Annotated in this window: 22 protein-coding genes; 18 read left to right on the plus strand and 4 right to left on the minus strand. The window is 73.9% G+C overall.

Annotation, left to right across the window (positions count from 1 at the left end; genetic code table 11):
* Window positions 1-2: 2 nt before the first annotated feature.
* From GT045_RS36815 to GT045_RS36830, 4 genes are all read left to right on the plus strand, one after another.
* Window positions 3-1,970 (plus strand): LpqB family beta-propeller domain-containing protein, encoded by a 1,968-nt coding sequence (locus GT045_RS36815; RefSeq protein WP_161336873.1) that lies wholly within the window; start codon window positions 3-5, stop codon window positions 1,968-1,970.
* Entirely contained in the window at window positions 1,967-2,890 is a 924-nt protein-coding gene (locus tag GT045_RS36820) for an LD-carboxypeptidase (RefSeq protein WP_161295659.1), read from the plus strand. The genes GT045_RS36815 and GT045_RS36820 overlap by 4 nt, the downstream gene beginning before the upstream one ends.
* Window positions 2,891-2,980: 90 nt before the next feature.
* A complete protein-coding gene (locus GT045_RS36825) occupies window positions 2,981-3,532 on the plus strand; it encodes a GNAT family protein (protein ID WP_161336874.1) in 552 nt (183 codons plus the stop codon).
* A 70-nt stretch (window positions 3,533-3,602) separates the two neighbouring features.
* Window positions 3,603-5,576: a DUF5107 domain-containing protein gene (locus tag GT045_RS36830; protein WP_161336875.1), complete on the plus strand. Its 1,974-nt coding sequence runs from the start codon at window positions 3,603-3,605 to the stop codon at window positions 5,574-5,576.
* Window positions 5,577-5,581: 5 nt separating this feature from the next.
* Here GT045_RS36830 and GT045_RS36835 read toward each other — a convergent pair whose 3' ends face one another.
* Window positions 5,582-5,932 carry a VOC family protein gene (locus tag GT045_RS36835; RefSeq protein ID WP_161336876.1) on the minus strand — a complete coding sequence of 117 codons (351 nt, stop codon included), beginning with the start codon at window positions 5,930-5,932 and terminating at the stop codon, window positions 5,582-5,584.
* Window positions 5,933-6,010: 78 nt separating this feature from the next.
* Between GT045_RS36835 and GT045_RS36840 the strand changes: the two genes are divergently transcribed.
* Window positions 6,011-6,445, plus strand: a complete 435-nt coding sequence (locus tag GT045_RS36840) for a phage holin family protein (protein ID WP_161336877.1) — start codon at window positions 6,011-6,013, stop codon at window positions 6,443-6,445.
* 70 nt (window positions 6,446-6,515) lie between these two features.
* Here the strand turns inward: GT045_RS36840 and GT045_RS36845 are convergent, their stop codons facing one another.
* Window positions 6,516-7,472 (minus strand): LLM class F420-dependent oxidoreductase, encoded by a 957-nt coding sequence (locus tag GT045_RS36845; protein ID WP_161336878.1) that lies wholly within the window; start codon window positions 7,470-7,472, stop codon window positions 6,516-6,518.
* A 696-nt stretch (window positions 7,473-8,168) separates the two neighbouring features.
* Between GT045_RS36845 and GT045_RS36855 the strand changes: the two genes are divergently transcribed.
* The 12 genes from GT045_RS36855 (at window position 8,169) to GT045_RS36910 (ending at window position 16,502) form a co-directional block, all read left to right on the plus strand.
* A complete protein-coding gene (locus tag GT045_RS36855; RefSeq protein WP_272926945.1) occupies window positions 8,169-10,052 on the plus strand; it encodes a transketolase in 1,884 nt (627 codons plus the stop codon).
* A complete protein-coding gene (gene ligD, locus GT045_RS36860) occupies window positions 10,049-10,984 on the plus strand; it encodes a non-homologous end-joining DNA ligase (RefSeq protein ID WP_161336880.1) in 936 nt (311 codons plus the stop codon). The genes GT045_RS36855 and ligD overlap by 4 nt, the downstream gene beginning before the upstream one ends.
* Before the next feature lie 105 nt (window positions 10,985-11,089).
* The gene (locus GT045_RS36865) at window positions 11,090-11,485 is read left to right on the plus strand and encodes a gas vesicle protein (protein ID WP_161298232.1); all 396 of its coding nucleotides are present in this window, start codon (window positions 11,090-11,092) and stop codon (window positions 11,483-11,485) included.
* Window positions 11,486-11,551: 66 nt separating this feature from the next.
* Window positions 11,552-11,974: a gas vesicle structural protein GvpA gene (locus GT045_RS36870; RefSeq protein WP_161298231.1), complete on the plus strand. Its 423-nt coding sequence runs from the start codon at window positions 11,552-11,554 to the stop codon at window positions 11,972-11,974.
* Entirely contained in the window at window positions 11,971-12,741 is a 771-nt protein-coding gene (locus GT045_RS36875) for a GvpL/GvpF family gas vesicle protein (RefSeq protein ID WP_161298230.1), read from the plus strand. The genes GT045_RS36870 and GT045_RS36875 overlap by 4 nt, the downstream gene beginning before the upstream one ends.
* Window positions 12,742-12,771: 30 nt before the next feature.
* Window positions 12,772-13,035, plus strand: coding sequence for a gas vesicle protein GvpG (locus GT045_RS36880; RefSeq protein ID WP_161298229.1), 264 nt, complete (start codon window positions 12,772-12,774; stop codon window positions 13,033-13,035).
* Window positions 13,032-13,718 carry a DNA primase gene (locus GT045_RS36885; protein ID WP_161336881.1) on the plus strand — a complete coding sequence of 229 codons (687 nt, stop codon included), beginning with the start codon at window positions 13,032-13,034 and terminating at the stop codon, window positions 13,716-13,718. Before GT045_RS36880 ends, GT045_RS36885 begins: the two co-directional genes overlap by 4 nt.
* Window positions 13,715-14,902, plus strand: a complete 1,188-nt coding sequence (locus GT045_RS36890; RefSeq protein WP_161336882.1) for an SRPBCC family protein — start codon at window positions 13,715-13,717, stop codon at window positions 14,900-14,902. The genes GT045_RS36885 and GT045_RS36890 overlap by 4 nt, the downstream gene beginning before the upstream one ends.
* Window positions 14,899-15,237: a gas vesicle protein gene (locus GT045_RS36895; protein ID WP_161298226.1), complete on the plus strand. Its 339-nt coding sequence runs from the start codon at window positions 14,899-14,901 to the stop codon at window positions 15,235-15,237. The genes GT045_RS36890 and GT045_RS36895 overlap by 4 nt, the downstream gene beginning before the upstream one ends.
* The gene (locus GT045_RS36900; RefSeq protein ID WP_202516662.1) at window positions 15,234-16,004 is read left to right on the plus strand and encodes a GvpL/GvpF family gas vesicle protein; all 771 of its coding nucleotides are present in this window, start codon (window positions 15,234-15,236) and stop codon (window positions 16,002-16,004) included. The genes GT045_RS36895 and GT045_RS36900 overlap by 4 nt, the downstream gene beginning before the upstream one ends.
* A 13-nt stretch (window positions 16,005-16,017) precedes the next feature.
* Window positions 16,018-16,203, plus strand: a complete 186-nt coding sequence (locus tag GT045_RS36905; RefSeq protein WP_161298225.1) for a gas vesicle protein — start codon at window positions 16,018-16,020, stop codon at window positions 16,201-16,203.
* Entirely contained in the window at window positions 16,203-16,502 is a 300-nt protein-coding gene (locus tag GT045_RS36910) for a gas vesicle protein K (protein WP_161298224.1), read from the plus strand. The genes GT045_RS36905 and GT045_RS36910 overlap by 1 nt, the downstream gene beginning before the upstream one ends.
* A gap of 19 nt (window positions 16,503-16,521) precedes the next feature.
* Here GT045_RS36910 and GT045_RS36915 read toward each other — a convergent pair whose 3' ends face one another.
* Together GT045_RS36915 and GT045_RS36920 are read right to left on the minus strand one after the other, a co-directional pair.
* On the minus strand, window positions 16,522-17,343 hold the full coding sequence (locus GT045_RS36915) for a class I SAM-dependent methyltransferase (protein ID WP_161336883.1): 822 nt from the start codon (window positions 17,341-17,343) through the stop codon (window positions 16,522-16,524).
* Between the two features lie 123 nt (window positions 17,344-17,466).
* Entirely contained in the window at window positions 17,467-18,960 is a 1,494-nt protein-coding gene (locus GT045_RS36920; protein WP_202529378.1) for a bifunctional phosphatase PAP2/diacylglycerol kinase family protein, read from the minus strand.
* Window positions 18,961-19,252: 292 nt separating this feature from the next.
* Here GT045_RS36920 and GT045_RS36925 point away from each other — a divergent pair.
* The coding region (locus GT045_RS36925; RefSeq protein WP_161336884.1) for an ATP-binding cassette domain-containing protein at window positions 19,253-19,390 on the plus strand (138 nt) is incomplete at its 3' end.

Here is a 19,390-nt window from a genome sequence, read left to right on the forward strand (position 1 = left end):
CGGTGGGGGACGAGATGCGACTGGCGCCGTACGGATCGTGGCCGTCGCCCATCGACGCGGCGCTCGCCGCCGCGCACGACGGGCGACCGGAATGGGTGGGCTTCGTCGGCGACGAGATCTGGTGGACCGAGCCCCGGCCGGCCGAGGGCGGCCGGCGCACGCTGGTGCGGCGACGGACCGACGGCGGCGAGGAGTCGGTGCTGCCCGCGCCCTGGAACGTGCGCAGCCGGGTGATCGAGTACGGCGGCCGGCCCTGGACCGGGGTGAGCCAGGACGGCCGGCCCCTCGTCGTCTTCGTGAACTTCGCCGACCAGCGGCTCTACCGGTACGAGCCCGGCGGGGAGCCCCGGCCGCTCACCCCCGAGGCCCCGGCGGGCGGCGGCCTGCGCTGGGCGGAGCCCCGGCTGGACCTCGCCCGCGGCGAGGTGTGGTGCGTGCTGGAGGAGTCCACCGGGGGCGGCCCGGACGACGTACGCCGGGTCCTGGCCGCGGTGCCGCTGGACGGGTCGGCGGCCGGAGACCGCCGCGCCGTCCGTGAACTCACCCCGGCACGGCACCGGTTCGTCACCGGCGCCCGGCTGTCGCCCGACGGCCGGCGGGCCGCCTGGCTGGGCTGGGACCATCCGCGGATGCCGTGGGACGGCACCGAGCTGCTGGTCGCCGACGTCGGCGACGACGGCAGGCTGACGGGGGCGCGGACGGTCGCCGGCGGACCGGACGAGTCCGTCGCCCAGGCCGAATGGGCGGCGGACGGCAGCCTCCTGTACGCGAGCGACCGCAGCGGCTGGTGGAACCTCTACCGCGACGGCACCCCGCTGTGCCCGCGGGAGGAGGAGTTCGCCGGACCGCTCTGGCAGCTCGGGCTGCGCTGGTTCGCGCCGCTGGACAACGGGCTGCTGGCGGTCGCGCACGGCCGCGGGCCGGCCCTGCTCGGCATACTCGACCCGGAGTCCGGCGAGATCGTCGACGCCGCCGGCCCGTGGACGGAGGTCACCGCCTCCCTCGCCGCCCACGGCACCCGCGTCGTCGCGGTCGGCGCCAGCCCGCGCACCGCGCACGAGGTGATCGAGCTGGACACCGTCACCGGCCGCGCCCGGGTGATCGGCGCCCGGCACCGCGACCCCGTCGACCCGGCCCACTACCCCGAGCCACAGATCCGCACCTTCGCCGGCCCGGACGGCCGCGAGGTGCACGCCCACGTCTACCCACCGCACCACCCCGGGCGGGCCGCGCCCGACGGCGAGCTGCCGCCGTACGTGATCTGGGCGCACGGCGGCCCCACCAGCCGGGTACCGCTCGTCCTGGACCTGTCGATCGCCTACTTCACCTCGCGGGGCATCGGGGTCGCCGAGGTCAACTACGGCGGCTCCACCGGATACGGCCGGGCCTACCGCGAGCGGCTGCGCGAGCAGTGGGGCGTGGTCGACGTCGAGGACTGCGCGGCCGTCGCCCGAGCCCTCGCCGACGAGGGCACCGCCGATCCCGCGCGGCTGGCCATCCGGGGCGGCAGCGCGGGCGGCTGGACCGCGGCCGCCTCCCTGACCACGACCGACGTCTACGCCTGCGGCACCATCGCCTACCCGGTGCTCGACCTCGCCACCTGGGGCCCGGGGGACACCCACGACTTCGAATCCCGTTACCTGGAGTCGCTGATCGGCCCGCTCGCCGAGGTGCCGGCCCGGTACGCCGAACGCTCCCCGACCGCGCACGCCGACCGGCTCACCGTGCCCTTCCTGCTGCTCCAGGGCCTGGACGACGTCATCTGCCCGCCCGCCCAGTGCGAGCGCTTCCTCGCCCGGATCGCGGGCCGGGGCGTGCCGCACGCCTACCTCACCTTCGCCGGCGAGGGGCACGGGTTCCGGCGGGCGGAGACCATGGTGCGCGCCCTGGAGGCGGAACTCTCCCTGTACGCCCAGGTGTTCGGGCTCGAGCCGGCACCGAGCACACCGAAGGTGGAACTGACCCCGTGAAGGAACTCCGGCGGCCGCGCCGGCTCGCCCCCGGCGCCCGGGTGGCCGTCGTCGCCACCAGCGGGCCGGTGCCCGAGGAGCGGCTGCAGGCCGGTCTCGACGTGCTGCGCGGCTGGGACCTCGACCCGGTCGCCGGGGCCCATGTCCTCGACCGGCACCCCCGGTTCGGCTACCTGGCCGGCACGGACGCCGACCGCGCCGCCGACTTCCAGCGCGCCTGGTGCGACCCGGCCGTGGACGCGGTGCTGTGCGCCCGCGGCGGGTACGGCGTGCAGCGGATGATCGACCTGCTCGACTGGGAGGCGCTGCGGGCGGCCGGACCCAAGCTCTTCGTCGGGTTCAGCGACCTCACCGTCCTGCACGAGGCCATCGCCACCCGCCTGGGGCTGGTCACGCTGTACGGGCCGATGGCGGCCGGCATCGACTTCGTCAAGAACGCGCGGGCCCAGGAGCACCTGCGCGCCACGCTCTTCGCCCCCGAGACGGTCCGCACCATCGCCAGCGGCGGCCGGGCGCTGGTGCCCGGCCGGGCCCGGGGCGTCACCCTCGGCGGCTGCCTGTGCCTGCTCGCCGCGGAACGCGGCACCCCGCACGCCCGGCCCTCCGCGCGCGGCGGACTGCTCTGTCTGGAGGACGTGGGCGAGGAGACGTACCGGCTCGACCGGTACCTCACCCAACTGCTGCGCTCCGGCTGGCTGGAGGGGGTACGCGGACTGCTCCTCGGCTCCTGGCAGGACTGCCAGGACTACGCCGGGCTGCGGCCCATGCTGGCCGACCGGCTCGGCGGCCTCGGCGTCCCGGTCGCCGAGGAGGTCGGGTTCGGGCACTGCGAGGGGGCGTTGACGATCCCCTTCGGCGTGACCGCCGAACTCGACGCGGACGCCGGTACGGTGACACTGGACGAGCCGGCGCTGCGCTGACGGACCGCCCAGGCCCGGGCGGGACACGTACCGCGCCGGGGCGGTGTGACGCACACGGCGCCGGCGGCCGGAACGCCGTAGTCTGGCCGGATGCCGCACCCTCCGTCCCACCACCTCGCCGTCGGCCCCCGCGTGGCCATCCGTCCCTTCCGGCTGGAGGACGGCCCCGAGTTCACCGCCCGGGCCAGGCAGAGCAAGGACCTGCACCGGCCGTGGCTGTTCCCGCCGGACACCGACAAGACCTACGCCGACTACGCCGGCCGGCTGATCGAGGACCCGGCCCGGGCCGGTTTCCTGGTCTGCGAGAAGGACGGCGGGGACATCGCCGGCTTCATCAACATCAACAACATCGTGCGGGGCGGCTTCCAGTGCGGCGCCCTCGGCTACGGCGCCTTCGCGCACGCGGCCGGGCGCGGCCTGATGCGCGAAGGCATGGAACTGGTCATCGCCTACGCGTTCGGACCGCTCGCCCTGCACCGGCTGGAGATCAACGCACAGCCCGGGAACACCGCGTCCATCGCCCTCGCCCGGGGCGCCGGGTTCCGCCTGGAGGGCCTCTCCCCGCGAATGATCTACGTGGACGGCGCCTGGCGCGACCACGAACGCTGGGCGCTCACCGTGGAGATGCGGTCCGGGCACTGACCCCGTCGCACGCCTTTTGCGCAATCCTGACCGGCAGCGCCCCTGGCCGAGCGCCGCGGCGGCGGGTTCCATGGTCATCGTGACCAGGATCCGACGTGACGTGCTGACCCTGCCCGCCGCCCGGCTGGGGCCCGACAACCCGCTGCCCGCACTGTGCCCCCGCGACGACGTCCACCGCGTCGGCGACCGGGAACGCGCGGGCATGCCCGACGACATGGCCCGGCAGCTCGGCCTCGCGCCGCTGCGCAGCCTGCTGCCCGTGTCGCTCCGGGACGGCTACGGCAGAGAGCGGCAGCCCCGCGGTCTGCAGACGCTGGTGATCGAGAACGACCGGCTGCGCGCCACCGTCCTGCCCGGACTGGGCGGCCGGCTCGCCTCCCTGGTCCACCTGCCGACGGGACGCGAACTCCTCTACCGCAACCCGGTGTTCCAGCCCGCCGACTTCGCCCTCAACGGCGCCTGGTTCTCCGGCGGCATCGAGTGGAACATCGGCGCCACCGGCCACACCACCCTCTCCTGCGCCCCCCTGCACGCCGCCCGCGTCCCCGCCCCGGACGGCGGCGAGATGCTGCGGCTGTGGGAGTGGGAGAGGCTGCGCGACCTGCCCTTCCAGATCGACCTGTGGCTGCCGGAGGGCTCCGACTTCCTCTACGCCGGCGTCCGGATCCGCAACCCGCACGAGCGGCCCGCGCCCACCTACTGGTGGTCCAACACCGCCGTCCCCGAGGACCGCCGCATCCTGGCCCCCGCCGAGGAAGCCTGGCACTTCGGCTACGAGAACCGGCTGCACCGGGTGCCCGTTCCCACCTACGACGGCATCGACCGCACCCACCCCCGCAACAGCACCCACCCCGCCGACTGGTTCTACGACGTCCCCGACGGCCGCCGGCGCTGGATCGCCGCTCTGGACGCCGACGGACACGGGCTGGTGCAGACCTCCACCGACGTGCTGCGCGGCCGCAAGCTCTTCGTCTGGGGCAGCGGCCCGGGCGGCCGGCGCTGGCAGGAGTGGCTGACCGCACCCGGGACCGGCGGCTACTGCGAGATCCAGGCCGGGCTCGCCCGCACCCAGCTCGAACACGTCCCACTCGCGGCCCAGAGCGAGGTGTCCTGGCTGGAGGCGTACGGGCCGCTGGACACTCCGGCCGCGGGGGAGTGGGCGGACGTCGTCAAGACGGCCGAGCGACGGCTGGCGGCCGTCCTGCCCCGCGACCGCGTCGACGCCGCGTACGCGGCGTGGCGGCCGTACGCCGACACCGAGCCCCGGACCACGCTCGCCGCCGGCTCCGGCTGGGGCGCCCTCGAAGTGCTGCGGGCCGGCCTCGACCTGCCCGGTACGCCGTTCCCCGAGTCCACCCTCGGCGACGCCCAGGAGCCCTGGCGCCAGCTGCTGCGTACCGGAGCGCTGCCGGACCGGGACCCGGCCCGGCCGCCCGGCCCTACCCTGGTCGCCCCGCCCTGGCGGGACCTGCTGGAGACCGCCCCCGCCACCGCGCACACCGAGTACCACCTCGGTGTCGCCCAGTGGCACGCCGGCGACCGCGCCCAGGCCGTCCGCAGCTGGGAACGCGCACTGCGCCGCGCGCCCGCCGCCTGGGCGGCGCTGCGCTGTCTGGCCGTCGCCGACCGGGAGGCCGGCCACCACGAACGGGCCGCGGACCGGTACGCGGACGCCTTCCGCGCCCTGTGCGGCGAAGGGCACGGGAAGGGACACGACGACGAGACGTGGACGGCGGCCCTGGCCGCGCTCGGCCGGGAGACCCTCGAAGCGCTGCTGCGGGCACGGCGGCCCGCCGACGCGCGCTCGGTGTGGCAGCGGCTGCCCGACGGCGTCCGCGGGCGCGGCCGGTTCCGGCTGCTGCTCGCCGAGCTGCTGCTCGCGGAGGGCCGGCGCGCCGAGGCGCGGGCCGTCTTCGACGCCGGCTTCGAGGTCGCCGACCTGCGGGAGGGTGCCGACGACATCGACCGGCTGTGGGCCCGCCTCACCGACGAGCCGCTGCCCGGCCGCTACGACTTCCGGATGCGGCCGGACACCGGCGGCTGAGCGGCTCAGGCGCCGCGCTGGTCCACGTACTCGAACACCGACCCGTCCGGGTGGACCGCCAGCAGATTGCGGCCCGCCGGCGTCGGCACCGGTCCCGCGACCACCTGGGCGCCCAGCTCGGTCAGCAGCCGGTGGGCCTCCTCCACGTCCTCGACGGCGATGGTCGCCGCCACCTTGCGCAGGACCTCGAGCTCCGACTGCGGGCCGCTCATCAGGAGGAAGGAGCCGACCGCGGCGACCTGCACCCCGCCACGCTCGAAACGCAGCGCCCTGCCGCCCGCCAGGCGCTCGTAGAAGGGGATCGCGGTTTCGAGGTCGTCGACGCAGATGCGCAGCGAGGCGCCCAGAATCTCCATGCGCCGAGCCTAGTTGGGGCCGCCCGGCGCGCGCAGGCCCTCGCGTTACCCGCTGTGATGGGCGGGTACCCGCACGGTATGGACCGTTTTGATCACCTGGAACACCTGGACAAGTATCTGGTGGAAGAGCTGGCGCAGGTGGCACGCGAGACGGTACGCGACGAGCTGCGCGAGCAGTCCCGCAAGCAGCGCCGCACCGCCATGCTCTACGCCGCGTCCGGCGCCGTCGCCCTCTACGCCGGCGGCGCGGTGGCCCTCGCCGTCGGCCTGGCCCTGGCGATCGGCCTGCCCGGCTGGGCCGCGGCGCTGATCACCGCGGCCGCCCTCGCGGTCGTGGCCTTCCTGCTGCGCGGAGTGGCGCACTCGGGGCACCGGCAGCACGGGCCGCACCGTGTGATCGGCGGCACCGCCCCGACCGCTCCGCCGAGCGGCCTCGGCGCGCCGTACCCGCCGATGCCCATGACACCGCCCCAGCCCCCCGTCGACCCGGACACCCCGCACCACCGCGCCTGACCTCGGCCGGGCCGGAACACGCGTCCCGCGCCGGCCGGGGCGCCGACGTGCCCCGGCCGGTCAGCCGGCGTCAGCCGGCGAGCTGCGGCAGCACCTTCGTCCGGTAGAAGTCGAAGAACCCCCGCTGATCCGGCCCGATCTGGTTCACGTACACCCGGTCGAAGCCGGCGTCGGCGAAGGCCCGCAGCGCGCGGGCGTGCTGCTCGGGGTCGCCCCCGCACACCACCTCGTCGCGCACCATGTCCTCGGTGACCAGCTCGTGCAGCTGCTCGAAGTGCCGGGGTGAGGGGAGTACCTGCCCCATCTCGCCGGGCAGCAGCTCGTTGTACCAGAGCCGGTGCACGGTACGGACGCACTCCTCGCGGTCCGTCCCGTAGCAGACCTTCGTACCGCCGCTGACCGGCTTGGCCCCGCCGCCGCCCTTGCGGAACCGGGTCACCATCTCCTCCTGCGGCATCATCGTGATGTAACCGTCGCCCACCCGGGCCGCCAGCGAGGTCGCCTTCGGGCCGAAGCCGGAGATGTCGATCGGGACGGGCTCGTCGGGGACGGTGTAGAGGCGGGCGTTCTCCACGGTGTAGTGGGTGCCGTGGTGGGTGACCTCCTCGCCGGTGAACAGCCGGCGCATCACCTGGATCGCCTCCTCCAGCATCTCCAGGCGCACCTGCGTCGGGGGCCAGCGGTCGCCGAGGATGTGCTCGTTCAGCGCCTCGCCGGTGCCGACACCGAGCCGGAAGCGGCCTTCGGTCATCACCGCGCTGGTCGCCGCCGCCTGCGCCACCACCGCCGGGTGCATCCGCACGGTCGGGCAGGTCATCGCCGTCTCGATGGGCAGCGACACCGCCTCCGACAGCGCGCCGATCACCGACCACACGAACGGGCTCTGCCCCTGCGCGTCGTTCCACGGGTGGTAGTGGTCGGAGATCCACAGCGCCTGGAAGCCGGCCTGCTCGGCCATGCGGGCCTGTTCGACGAGGGCCGCGGGATCGTGCTCCTCGGCTGCCAGGAAATAGCCGTACTCGGGCATGGGGGAAACCTCCGCGGGCGAAGCCGGTCGTCGGCATGGTCACGAAGCCGGTCGTCGGCATGGTCACGGACCCGGGCCGGGTAACCGGCCGCGACCGGGCGAAACGCCGGCACCGGAACGCGGGGGCCGGGGGCGCGCCGGCCCCCGCGGCGGCGTACGGGTGACCGTCCCGGCGTTTGGGTGCCCCCGCCCCGGTTACGCGGAAGACCTCGGACCAGCCGCACCGGCCGGAGGCGCACCGTGGGCCGACCTAGCGTCGTGATCGTCGGCGCCGGTTCCGCCGCGTACCGGGCTGCCCCACCCCGGCCCGGCTCGCCCGCGGCCGCCGGTGCCCGCAGGGGTGCGCCCCCGCTGGATCCTGCTGGACGCGGCGGCGCGTGTGCTGCGGGGTGTCGGGGAGCGGCTGTCCCGCAGGGCCGCCCATGACGGCCCGGAGCGGCCGTCCGCACAGGCAGGAGAAGAGCCCATGACGCACGAAAAGCACCCGACGAACCGGCGGGGTGGTGAGCCCGCGAGGAGCCAGCCGGGCGGTGAGCCCGCGAGGAGCCAGCCGGGTGGTGAGCCCGCGAGGAGCCAGCCGGGCGGTGAGCCCGCGAGGAACCAGCCGGGCGGTGAGCCCGCCAGGAGCGGACCGGACCATCCGGCCCCCGGCCCTGTCAGGCGCACCGACCCACCCGACCCCGCGGACGCACCCGACTGAGCGCCGACGAGCGCAAGGAGACTAGGAGACCCATGAACACCGAAGAACTCGCCGAACTCGGACAGCAGTTGCGCGTGGACAGCATCCGGGCGTCCGCCGCCGCGGGATCCGGGCACCCGACGTCCTCGATGTCCGCCGCCGATCTGCTGGCCGTCCTGCTCGCCAACCACCTGCGGTACGACTTCGAGCGCCCCGAGCACCCCGCGAACGACCGCTTCGTGCTGTCCAAGGGACATGCCTCCCCGCTGCTCTACGCCGCCTACAAGGCGGCCGGCGCGATCGAGGACGGCGAGCTGGTCACCTTCCGCAAGCTCGGCAGCCGGCTGGAGGGCCATCCCACGCCGCGCAGGCTGCCCTGGGTGGAGACGGCCACCGGCTCGCTCGGGCAGGGCCTGCCGGTCGGTGTCGGCATCGCCCTCGCCGGCAAGCGGCTGGACCGCACCGGCTACCGGGTGTGGGTGCTGTGCGGCGACAGCGAGCTGGCCGAGGGCTCGGTGTGGGAGGCCGCCGAACACGCCGGCTACGAGAACCTGGACAACCTGACGGCCATCGTGGACGTCAACCGGCTCGGCCAGCGCGGCCCCACCCGCCACGGCCACGACCTGGACGCGTACGCCCGCCGGTTCCAGGCCTTCGGCTGGCACACCGTCGAGATCGACGGCCACGACGTCGACAAGATCGACCGTGCCTACGGCGAGGCGCTGTCCACCACCGGCCAGCCCACCGTCATCCTCGCCCGCACCCTGAAGGGCAAGGGCGTCGCCTCCGTGGAGGACCGCGAGGGCCTGCACGGCAAGCCGCTGCCCGAGGCCGAGGACGCCATCGCCGAACTCGGCGGACAGCGTGATCTGCGGGTACGCGTCTCCGAGCCGCAGGCCGCCGCGGCGCTGCGCTCGCTCACCACCGAGGTCGTCCAGCTCCCGCGCTTCGACCAGGGCGAGGAGGCCGCGACCCGGGACGCCTTCGGCAAGGCCCTCGCCGCGCTCGGCACCGCCCGCGGCGACGTCGTCGCCCTGGACGGCGAGGTCGGCGACTCCACCCGCACCGAGGAGTTCGCCAAGGTCCACCCCGACCGGTATTTCGAGTGCTACATCGCCGAGCAGCAGCTCGTCGCCACGTCCGTCGGCATGGCCGCGCGCGGCTGGGTACCGTACGCCTCCACCTTCGCCGCGTTCCTCACCCGCGCCCACGACTTCGTGCGCATGGCGGCCATCAGCGGCTCCGGGATCAACCTGGTCGGCTCGCACGCCGGGGTGGCGATCGGGCAGGACGGGCCCTCGCAGATGGGCCTGGAGGACCTCGCGATGTTCCGGTCCGTGTACGGCTCTACGGTGCTCTACCCGTGCGACGCCAACCAGACCGCCCGGCTGGTCGCCGCGATGGCCGGCCTGGACGGCATCCGCTACCTGCGCACCTCCCGCGGCAAGACGCCGGTGATCTACGGCCCCGAAGAGGAGTTCCCGGTGGGGGGCAGCAAGACGCTGCGCTCCGGCGAGAACGACCGGCTGACCGTCGTCGCGGCCGGGGTGACTGTGCCGGAGGCCCTGGCCGCCGCCGACCGGCTCGCCGAGGACGGCATCGAGGTGCGGGTGATCGACCTGTACTCCGTCAAGCCCGTTGACGCCGAGACCCTCCGGCAGGCGGCCGAGGAGACCGGCTGCCTGCTCACCGTGGAGGACCACCACCCGGAGGGCGGCATCGGGGACGCCGTCGCGGAGGCGTTCGCCGACGGCCGGCCGGTGCCCCGCCTGGTCCGGCTCGCGGTGCGCACCATGCCGGGCTCGGCCGCGCCCGACGAGCAGCTCCACGCGGCCGGCGTCGACGCCGCCGGCATCGCGGCGGCGGCCCGCCTGCTGGTCGAGGAGGCGGTCGTGCGATGAGCCACGGCGACGCGCGGGCCGTCCGCGCGGGCCGTCGCACGGTGGAGATCCAGCGGCCGGGGAAGGTGCTCTTCCCCGGCCGCGGGGGCGCCGGGGAGTACACCAAGGGCGACCTCGCCGACTACTACCGGGCCGTCGCGCCGTACATGCTGCCGCACCTGCGGGGCCGGCCGCTGATGCTGGAGCGCCACCCCGACGGCCTGGACGGCCAGCGCTTCATGCAGAAGAACACCCCGGACCACTACCCGCCGTGGATCACCCGTGCGACGGTGGCCAAGGAGGGCGGCACGGTCACGCACGTGGTCTGCGACGACACCGCGACCCTCCTGTACCTCGCCGACCAGGCCTGCCTGACCCTGCACCGCTGGCTCTCCCGTGTCGACCGGGCCGGCGGACCGGACCGTCCCGACCGGCTGGTCCTCGACCTCGATCCCCCCGGCGACGACTTCCCGGCCGTCCGGGAGGCCGCCGTCCGGCTGCGTGAGCTGCTCGACGAACTCGGGCTGCCCGCGGTCCCGATGACCACGGGCTCGCGCGGACTGCACCTGGTCACCGCGCTCGACGGCCGCCACGACTTCGACGAGGTGCGCGCGTTCGCGCACGACCTGGCCGAGGTCGCCGCGGCCCGGCACCCGGACCTGCTCACCACCGCGGCCCGCAGACAGGAGCGCGGCGGCCGCCTGTACCTCGACGTGCAGCGCAACGCCTACGCCCAGACCGCCGTCGCCCCCTACAGCGTCCGGGCGCGGCCGGGCGCACCCGTCGCGGTGCCCCTAACCTGGGAACAGGTGGACGATCCGGGTGTCGACGCCCGTCACTGGACCCTCGCCGACGCCGTGGACCAGGCGCGCACCGACCCCTGGGCCGGCGCGCTGAGCCGCGGACGCTCCCTCAAGCGCCCCCGCAGCCGCCTCGCGGCACTGCATGGCTGACTCACGTACCCCCTTTGACCAGGTACGACGGCGCTCCCGCCACACGCGGTCCGCTCCCGAGGTTTGGCCAAGGATGTGGCGGCCACACGCAGGGGAGAGGTGGCCATGTCGAACGCAAAAAACACAACGCAGTCACAGGGTTCACGAGAATCACAAGATTCCCAGGAGCCACAAGAGACACAAGGCAACCAGAAGTCACACGGCACAACGGAAAGGCACGCGGTGGACGGCGACCGTCCGGCCCCCATGGAGGTGCTGCGCGAGGCGCGCGCCCAGCTCGAGGAACTCACCGGACTGGCACCGGAGTCGGTGTCCTCGTTCGAGCAGACGGAGAACGGCTGGGCGCTGGAGGTCGAGGTCCTCGAAATGGCGAGGGTCCCCGACACCATGAGCCTGATGGCGAGCTACCAGGTCGAGCTGGACCAGCAGGGACAGCTGACCGGTTACCGCCGCGTCCGCCGCTACGAACGCGGCCGGGCGGATCCGCGCGGTGGCCGCTGAGCCACCGCCCGCGACCGGGCCCACACAGACCGTGCCCCCCATTACGCGCGAGGAGGAATCGTCGGCATGACAGTAGTTCCGGCACAGCAGTCCGGAGGCGGAGGCGGCAGCAGCGGCCTCTACGACGTACTGGAACTGGTTCTCGACCGGGGCCTGGTGATCGACGCGTTCGTGCGCGTCTCCCTGGTCGGCATCGAGATCCTGAAGATCGACGTCCGCGTCGTCGTGGCCAGCGTCGACACCTACCTGCGCTTCGCCGAGGCGTGCAACCGCCTCGACCTGGAATCCGGCTCCAACAAGAGCCCCGGCCTGCCCGAGATCGTCGGCGAGGTCACCGAGTCCGGCGCCCGCGGCAAGTCCAAGGGCGCGCTGTCCGGCGCCGCGCAGACGATATCCGACGCCTTCAACCAGGCCCGCCAGGAAGGGGAGACCGAGTCCCGGCCGCGCGCCCGCAAGGCTCCGGCGCGCCGGAAGGAGGAGCAGGAGTGAGCACCTACGTCTACGGGATCACCGCCCGGTCGCACCCCGCCCTGCCCGAGGGCATGACCGGCGTGGGCGAGCCCGCCCGCCCGGTGCGCCTCCTCACGGCCGGTGACCTCACCGCCGTGGTCAGTGACGCCCCGGAGGACCTGCGCCCCAAGCGCAGGGACCTGCTCGCGCACCAGAACGTGCTCGCCGAGGCCGGCGCGGCCGGCTGCGTGCTGCCCATGAGCTTCGGCAGCGTCGCCCACGACGACGACGCCGTCACGCAGGTGCTCACCGAACGGGCGGAGCACTACGCGGAGCGGCTGCGGGAGCTGGACGGCAAGGTCGAGTACAACGTCAAGGCCACCCATGTCGAAGAGGCGGTCCTGCACCTGGTGATGGCCGAGAACGCGGACGTGCGGGCCCTCGCCGAGGCCAACCGCCGCTCCGGCGGAGGCGCCTACGACGACAAGATCCGCCTCGGCGAGATGGTCGCCGCCGCCGTCAAGGCCAAGGAGACCGAGGACGCCGGCGAGGTGGAGGGCCTGCTGACACCGGCCGCCGCCGCGGTCAGCGTGGGCCCCGAGTCCACCGGCTGGCTGCTGAACGTGTCCTTCCTGGTGCCCCGGGACTCGGCCGAGCGCTTCCTCGCCCTCGTCGAGCAGGTACGCGCGAGCCACCCCCACCTCGAACTGCGGGTCAACGGTCCGCTGCCGCCGTACAGCTTCGTCGAGCCCGGCCCCGCGCAGCCCGCGGGCCGCGCGGCCGGCGCGGACGCGGGCGCGCAGTAGCGCTCCGGGCCCGAACGGAAGGAGACCACCGTGGGACTGATAGGCGAAGTACTGATGCTGCCGTTCGCGCCCGTGCGCGGCAGCGCGTGGGCCGTCAGGCAGGTGCTCCGCGAGGCGGAACGGATCTACTACGACCCCGCCACCGTACGGGCCGAACTCGCCCGCCTCGAAGAACAGCTGGAGGCGGGCGAGATCACCGAGGAGGAGTTCGACCGGCGCGAGGACGAGCTGCTCGACCGGCTGGAGATCGCCCTGCGCTCCGGCGACACCACAGGCAACGGGACGGGACGATGAACCGAACGGCAATGGGCCTCGCCATAGGGGCCGGATATCTGCTCGGACGTACGAAGAAGCTGAAGATGGCCCTCGCGGTCGGCTCCCTCGTCGCCGGCAAGAAGCTCAACCTCAGTCCGAAGATGCTCGCCGACGTCGTGAGCCAGCAGCTCAAGAACAACCCCCAGTTCAAGGAGATCGGGGACCAGCTGCGCCAGGACCTGCGCGGTGTCGGCAAGGCGGCGAGCGGTGCGATGGTCGAGCGGCAGATGAACACGCTCGCCGACCGGCTGCACGGCCGCACCTCGCAGGTCCGCGACCAGCTGTCCGGCGTCGCCCCCGGCTCCGACGAGGAGCAGGGCGACGAGGACGGCTACGAGGACGACTACGAGGAGTCCGCCGACCGCGAGGACGAGGACCGCGAGGACGAGGACCGCGAGGACGAGGACCGCGGCGACGACCGCGAGGACCGGGAGGACAAGCCGCGCGGCAAGGAGCAGGCGAAGCGGGAGCCCGCCAAGAAGGCCCCCGCCAAGAAGGCCCCCGCCAAGAAGGCCGCGGCCCAGAAGACGGCTCCCGCGAAGAAGACGGCTGCCAAGAAGACGACCTCGGCCCGCAAGACGGCCGCGAAGAAGACGGCCGCGGCCGGCGGCACCACCCGTCGCGCCACGGGCCGGCCCTCGAAGGGTGGTGACGACCGATGAGCGAGTCCCCGGGATCCGCCACCTCGGCGGCGGGCAAGGCGACGGACGCGGCCAAGGGCAGTCCGCTGTCGGACCTGGCCCACAGCGAGGCCGCCGACCGGCTGAAGGCGGAGGCACAGGAGTACCTGGCCGCACAGGCCACCAAGATGCTCACCGGACTCGGCCGCAAACTCGGCTCGACGACCAACAAGCTCAACGACATAGCCGAGGGCAACAGCCCGGGCTTCGCCAAGCTCGCGCTCGACGGCGGCCGGAAGATCGCCGAGGGCAAGGGCCCGCTGCGCTCCGCCCTGGAGCTGGGCGGCTCACGGGTCAAGGAGAACGTGATGAACGCGGTCAGAGGGCTCGGGGGTGGCAAGGGCAAGAAGGGCGGCGCGGGCAAGAAGCCGACCGTCATCATGGAGTCCGTCGACGTCGGCGTGCCGCTGCGCACCGCCTACGACCAGTGGACCCAGTACCAGAGCTTCAGCAGCTTCGCCAAGGGCGTCAAGAGCGCGAGCCGGTCCGACGACACCCACTCCGACTGGCAGGCGAAGATCTTCTGGTCCAGCCGCAGCTGGAAGGCGCAGACGACCGAGCAGATCCCCGACTACCGCATCCAGTGGACGTCGGAGGGCGCCAAGGGCACCACCAAGGGCGTGGTCTCCTTCCACCGGCTGGAGGAGAACCTCACCCGGGTCCTGCTGGTCATCGAGTACTACCCGACGGGCCTGTTCGAGAAGACCGGCAACATCTGGCGCGCCCAGGGCCGCCGGGCCAGGCTGGACCTGAAGCACTTCGCCCGGTTCATCACCATCAAGGGCGAGGCGGAGGACGCCTGGCGCGGTGAGATCCGGGACGGCGAGGTGGTCAAGAGCCACGAGGACGCCGTCGCCGAGGAGGAGCAGGAACAGGGCGAGGAGCAGGAACAGGACGAGGAGCAGGAGCCCGAGGGGCAGGCGTCCGAGGAGTCCGAGGAGGAGGACGAGGACACCGAGGAGCCCGGCGAGGAGTCCGAGGAGTACGAGGACGAAGAGGAGCCCTACGAGGACGAGGCCGACACGTACGAGGACGAGGAAGAGGCCCCGTACGAGGAGGAGGAAGAGGGCGAGGAGGAGCCCGCCGAGGAGGAGCCCGAGGAGGACGAGGAGGGCGAGTACGAGGAAGAGGAACCTGAGTACGCCGAGCGCGGGAGTCGTCGATGACGACGCCCAGCCGCTTTCCCGAACCCTATGGACAGGGTTCGGGGGCGAACCTCGCGGACATCCTCGAACGCGTGCTGGACAAGGGTGTCGTCATCGCGGGTGACATCAGGATCAATCTGCTCGACATCGAACTGCTCACCGTCAAACTGCGTCTCATCGTCGCCTCGGTCGACAAGGCCAAGGAGATGGGCATCGACTGGTGGGAGACCGACCCGGCCCTCTCGTCCCGGGCCCGCCGGGACGAGCTGGCCCGGGAGAACGCCGAGCTGCGCGAGCGGCTCGCCCGACTCGAGGAGCTGGAGCCGGGCCACCGCGCGCCGAAGGAGGCATCATGACCGGACTGCGGTACGTGTACGCCGTCTGCCGCCCCTTCGAGCTGCCGCTGCAGTCGCAGCTCACCGGCATCGGGGGCGCCCCGCCCGCGGTGCTGCACCACCACGGGCTGGTCGCCGTGGTCAGCGGGGTCCCGGCGGCCGACTTCTCCGAGGAGGCGCTCAAGGCCCACCTGGAGGACCTGGACTGGCTGGCCGCCACCGCCCGCGCGCACCAGGGCGTGATCGACGCGCTCAGCACGGTCACCACCCCGCTGCCGCTGCGGCTCGCCACCGTCTTCCACGACGACAGCGCCGTACGCTCCATGATCGAGGCCCGTGAGGACGACTTCCGGCGCATCCTCGACCGGCTCGCCGGCCGGGTGGAGTGGGGCGTGAAGGTCTATCTGGAGCCGGAGGCGGAACCGGCCCGGACCGCCCCCGCGGCCAAGCCGGCCAGCGGGCGGGACTACCTGCGCAGCCGGCGCGAGCGCAGCCACGCCCAGGAGGACAAGTGGCAGCGCGCGGAGCGCTTCGCGCAGTCCCTGCACGAGCGGCTGTGCGGGCAGGCCGAGGACGCCCGGATCCACGCCCCGCAGACCTCCGCGCTGGCCTCGGCGCCCGGCCAGAACGTCCTCAACGCGGCCTATCTGGTGCCGCGGCGGCGCTCCGAGGAGTTCGTGGAACTGGTCGACCGCACGAAGGACGAGGAGCCCGGGATCCGCGTGGAACTCACCGGACCGTGGGCCGCCTACTCGTTCACCGGAGAGGAAACAGGAGAACCGTCATGAGGGGGACGCGGCAGTGACCGTCGTGGAACGCCGTGAGATCGCGCTGGTCGATCTGCTCGACCGGCTGCTGGCGGGCGGTGTCGTCATCACCGGTGACCTCACGCTGCGGATCGCGGACGTCGATCTCGTGCGCATCGACCTGAACGCGTTGATCAGCTCGGTGAACGAGCAGGTCCCCTCGCCCTTCGAGGAGCTGTGATGTCCGCGACGCCCTCGCCCGGCCCGCGCAAGCGGCTCGACCTCGAACCCGACACCGTCGAGCGGGACCTGGTGAAGCTCGTGCTCACGGTGGTGGAACTGCTGCGTCAGCTGATGGAGCGGCAGGCGGTGCGCCGGTTCGACACCGGTGAACTCACCGAGGAGCAGGAGGAGCGCATCGGGCTCACCCTGATGCTGCTGGAGGACCGGATGGCCGAGCTGCGCGACCGCTACGGCCTGCGGCCCGAGGACCTGAATCTGGACCTCGGGCCGCTCGGGCCACTGCTTCCCCGCGAGTGACCTCACCGCGGGCCGCGGATCAGACCTCCTTGCGGCACAGGATCTCGCCGTGCAGGACCGCGAACCAGCCGTCCTCGTGCCGCCCCCACTCCCGCCAGGCCGCCGCCACCGCCCGCAGCCGTTCCGGCGTTGCGTGGCCGCCCCCGGTGGCGCGGCCGGCGTAGTCGGACGCGACCGTGCGGTCCGCCCACAGGCCGCTCCACCAGGCCCGTTCCCCGGGGGTGGCGAACGTCCAGGTGCTGGAGGTGGCCGTGACGTCCCGCAGGCCGGCGGCCCGCGCCCACGCCGTCAGCCGGCGTCCGGCGTCGGGCTCGCCGCCGGACGCCCGGGCCACCCGCTCGTACAGCTCCAGCCAGTCCGTGAGCCCCGGTACGGCCGGGTACCAGGTCATCGCCGCGTAGTCCGCGTCACGTACGGCGATGTACCCGCCCGGCTTCGTCACCCGGTGCATCTCGCGCAGCGCCACCACCGGGTCGCCCACGTGCTGCAGCACCTGGTGGGCGTGGACCACGCAGAAGGTGTCGTCCGGGTAGTCGAGGGCGTGCACGTCGGCGACCGCGAAGTCGACGTTGGCCAGGCCGCGCTCGGCGGCGGTGGCGCGGGCCCGCTCCAGGACGCCCGGAGCACGGTCGACGCCGGTGACCCGGCCGTCCGGGACCAGCTCCGCCAGGTCGGCGGTGATGGTGCCCGGACCGCAGCCGATGTCCAGGATCCGCATATGGGGCTTGAGCGAACCGAGCAGATAGGCGGCGGAGTTGGCGGCGGTGCGCCAGGTGTGCGAACGCAGCACCGACTCGTGGTGCCCGTGCGTGTAGACGGCGGTCTCCTGCGCCTTCGGCATGGCTCTGCCCCTTCTCGTCGTACCGGTCCGACGGTGTCCGGCGACACCCCCGCGGTACCCGTCACGGTACGCGCACGGGCCGAATACTGAGATATGCGTTTTGCCATCCGGACTGACGGGCAGTCAGCCGCTGACGTTCTGGGGCCGGTAGACCGTCAGCGCCTCGGGCAGCTTCTCCAGTGCCACGTCGCCCGACACCGAGGTGACCTCACCGTCGTAGGCCAGCGGGGTGCCCGGCGACACGCCCGTCAGCCGCAGCCGGTTCACCTGGACCGCCGCATGCGCGGGTGAGCGGGTCAGCGGGCCGGCTGCCGCCGCTGCCAGCAGCCTCAGTGCCGGGCGGCGGCTGCCGTGCACCACCCGTACGTCCAGCAGACCGTCCGCCAGATCGGTACGCCGGCCGGGCGAGAGCCCCATGCGGTGGTAGATGCCGGCGCCGACGAACAGCAGCCACAGCGGCCGGCGCTCACCGCCCACCTGCACCTCCAGCGGATGCCGGTCCGCGCGCAGTACGCGCAGCGCGCCGAGCACCCCGGCCGGCCAGCCGCCGATCCGGTGCGACCAGCGCTCCCGCTCCCGCACCAGCTCCGGGTAGACCCCGAGGCTCAGCGTGTTGAGGAACAGCCCCTCGGTGTCCGCGGTGACGAAACGGCCCGCGTCCACCCGGACCGCCTCGCCGTGCCGCACCGCGCGGGCCAGATCGCGTTCGTCCTCCACACCCAGGTCGTAGGCGAAGTGGTTGAGGGTGCCGCCGGGCAGCACCGCGAGCGGCACGCCATGGCGCAGGGCGACCCCGGCCGCCGCGTTCACCGTGCCGTCGCCACCGCACACCCCGAGCACGCGCGCCCGGGCCGCCGCCTTGGCCAGCGCGTCCGCGACCTCCTCCGGCGGGCACTCGACGATCTCCGCCTTCGGCAGCGCCGCCTGGAGGGCCCGCACCCGGTCGGCGGTCCCCGACGCCTGGTTGGCGACCATCACCAGCCCCTCGCCCTCGGGCAGCGCCGGCACGTCCGCGCGGGGCCGTACGGGCCCCCGCAGCTGCGCCCGGGTGGGCACCAGCCGCCGTACCAGGAAGGCGGCACCCACGCCGAGCGCCGCTCCGGCCAGCACGTCGCTGGGGAAGTGCACCCCGGTGTACACCCGGGAGGCCGCCACCGAGGCCGCCACCGGCGCCACCGCCGCACCCCATGCCGGGGACTCCAGTGCCACCCCGGTGGCGAACGCCGCCGCCGACGCGGCGTGCCCGGACGGGAACGAGGTGGTGATCGGCTGCCGCTTCAGCTGCCGTACCAGCGGCACGGGGTCCAGCACGGGACGCGCCCGGCGTACAGAGCGCTTGCCGACGGTGTTGATCGTCAGTGAGGCCAGGCCGAGGGAGGCCAGGCCCCGCACGGCGGCCCGGCGGCCCCGGGGTGTGCGGCTCGCGGCCATCGCGGCGGCCGTGGCGAACCACAGGACGCCGTGGTTCGCGCTGCGGCTCAGGCGGGGCAGTACCCGCTCGGCTCCGGGCCAGTTCCAGGCGGCGGCCGCCTCGAACACTCCGGCGTCGAGGTCGAGCAGCCGGCGCAGGGCGGTCCGTCCGCTCTGGAGGGGGGTCAGGTCCAGGTCTGGGCTCATGGGGTGCGGTTACCCTGAAGTACCCGATTCTTGTGCCCCCGCTCCTCCGCCCGGCGGAACGGCCGGGCCCCGGGCCCGCGGTCCGGCCGTCGAACCGCCCACCGCCGTCCCGGCCGCCACCGGTCCACCGTCCCGGCCGCCGCCCGTTTAACGTCCCGGCGGGCCGGCCGCGCCCCGGCCGGTGCGACACCGTCCCGGCCGGCCGGGACGCAAGCGCGGCGCGGCCGGCGGAGGGCCGCGGACGCGAAACGGGTTTGCCCCCGGCGCCGGGCGCCCCGGAGAATGCCGGACCATGGGACATCTGGAAGCCGCGCACCTCGAGTACCACCTCCCCGACGGGAGGACGCTGCTCGGCGACGTCTCCTTCCGGGTCGGCGAAGGCGCCGTCGTCGCCCTGGTCGGCCCGAACGGCGCCGGCAAGACCACGCTG

It is taken from the genome of Streptomyces sp. SID486 (genome assembly GCF_009865385.1).
GTDB lineage: Bacteria > Actinomycetota > Actinomycetes > Streptomycetales > Streptomycetaceae > Streptomyces.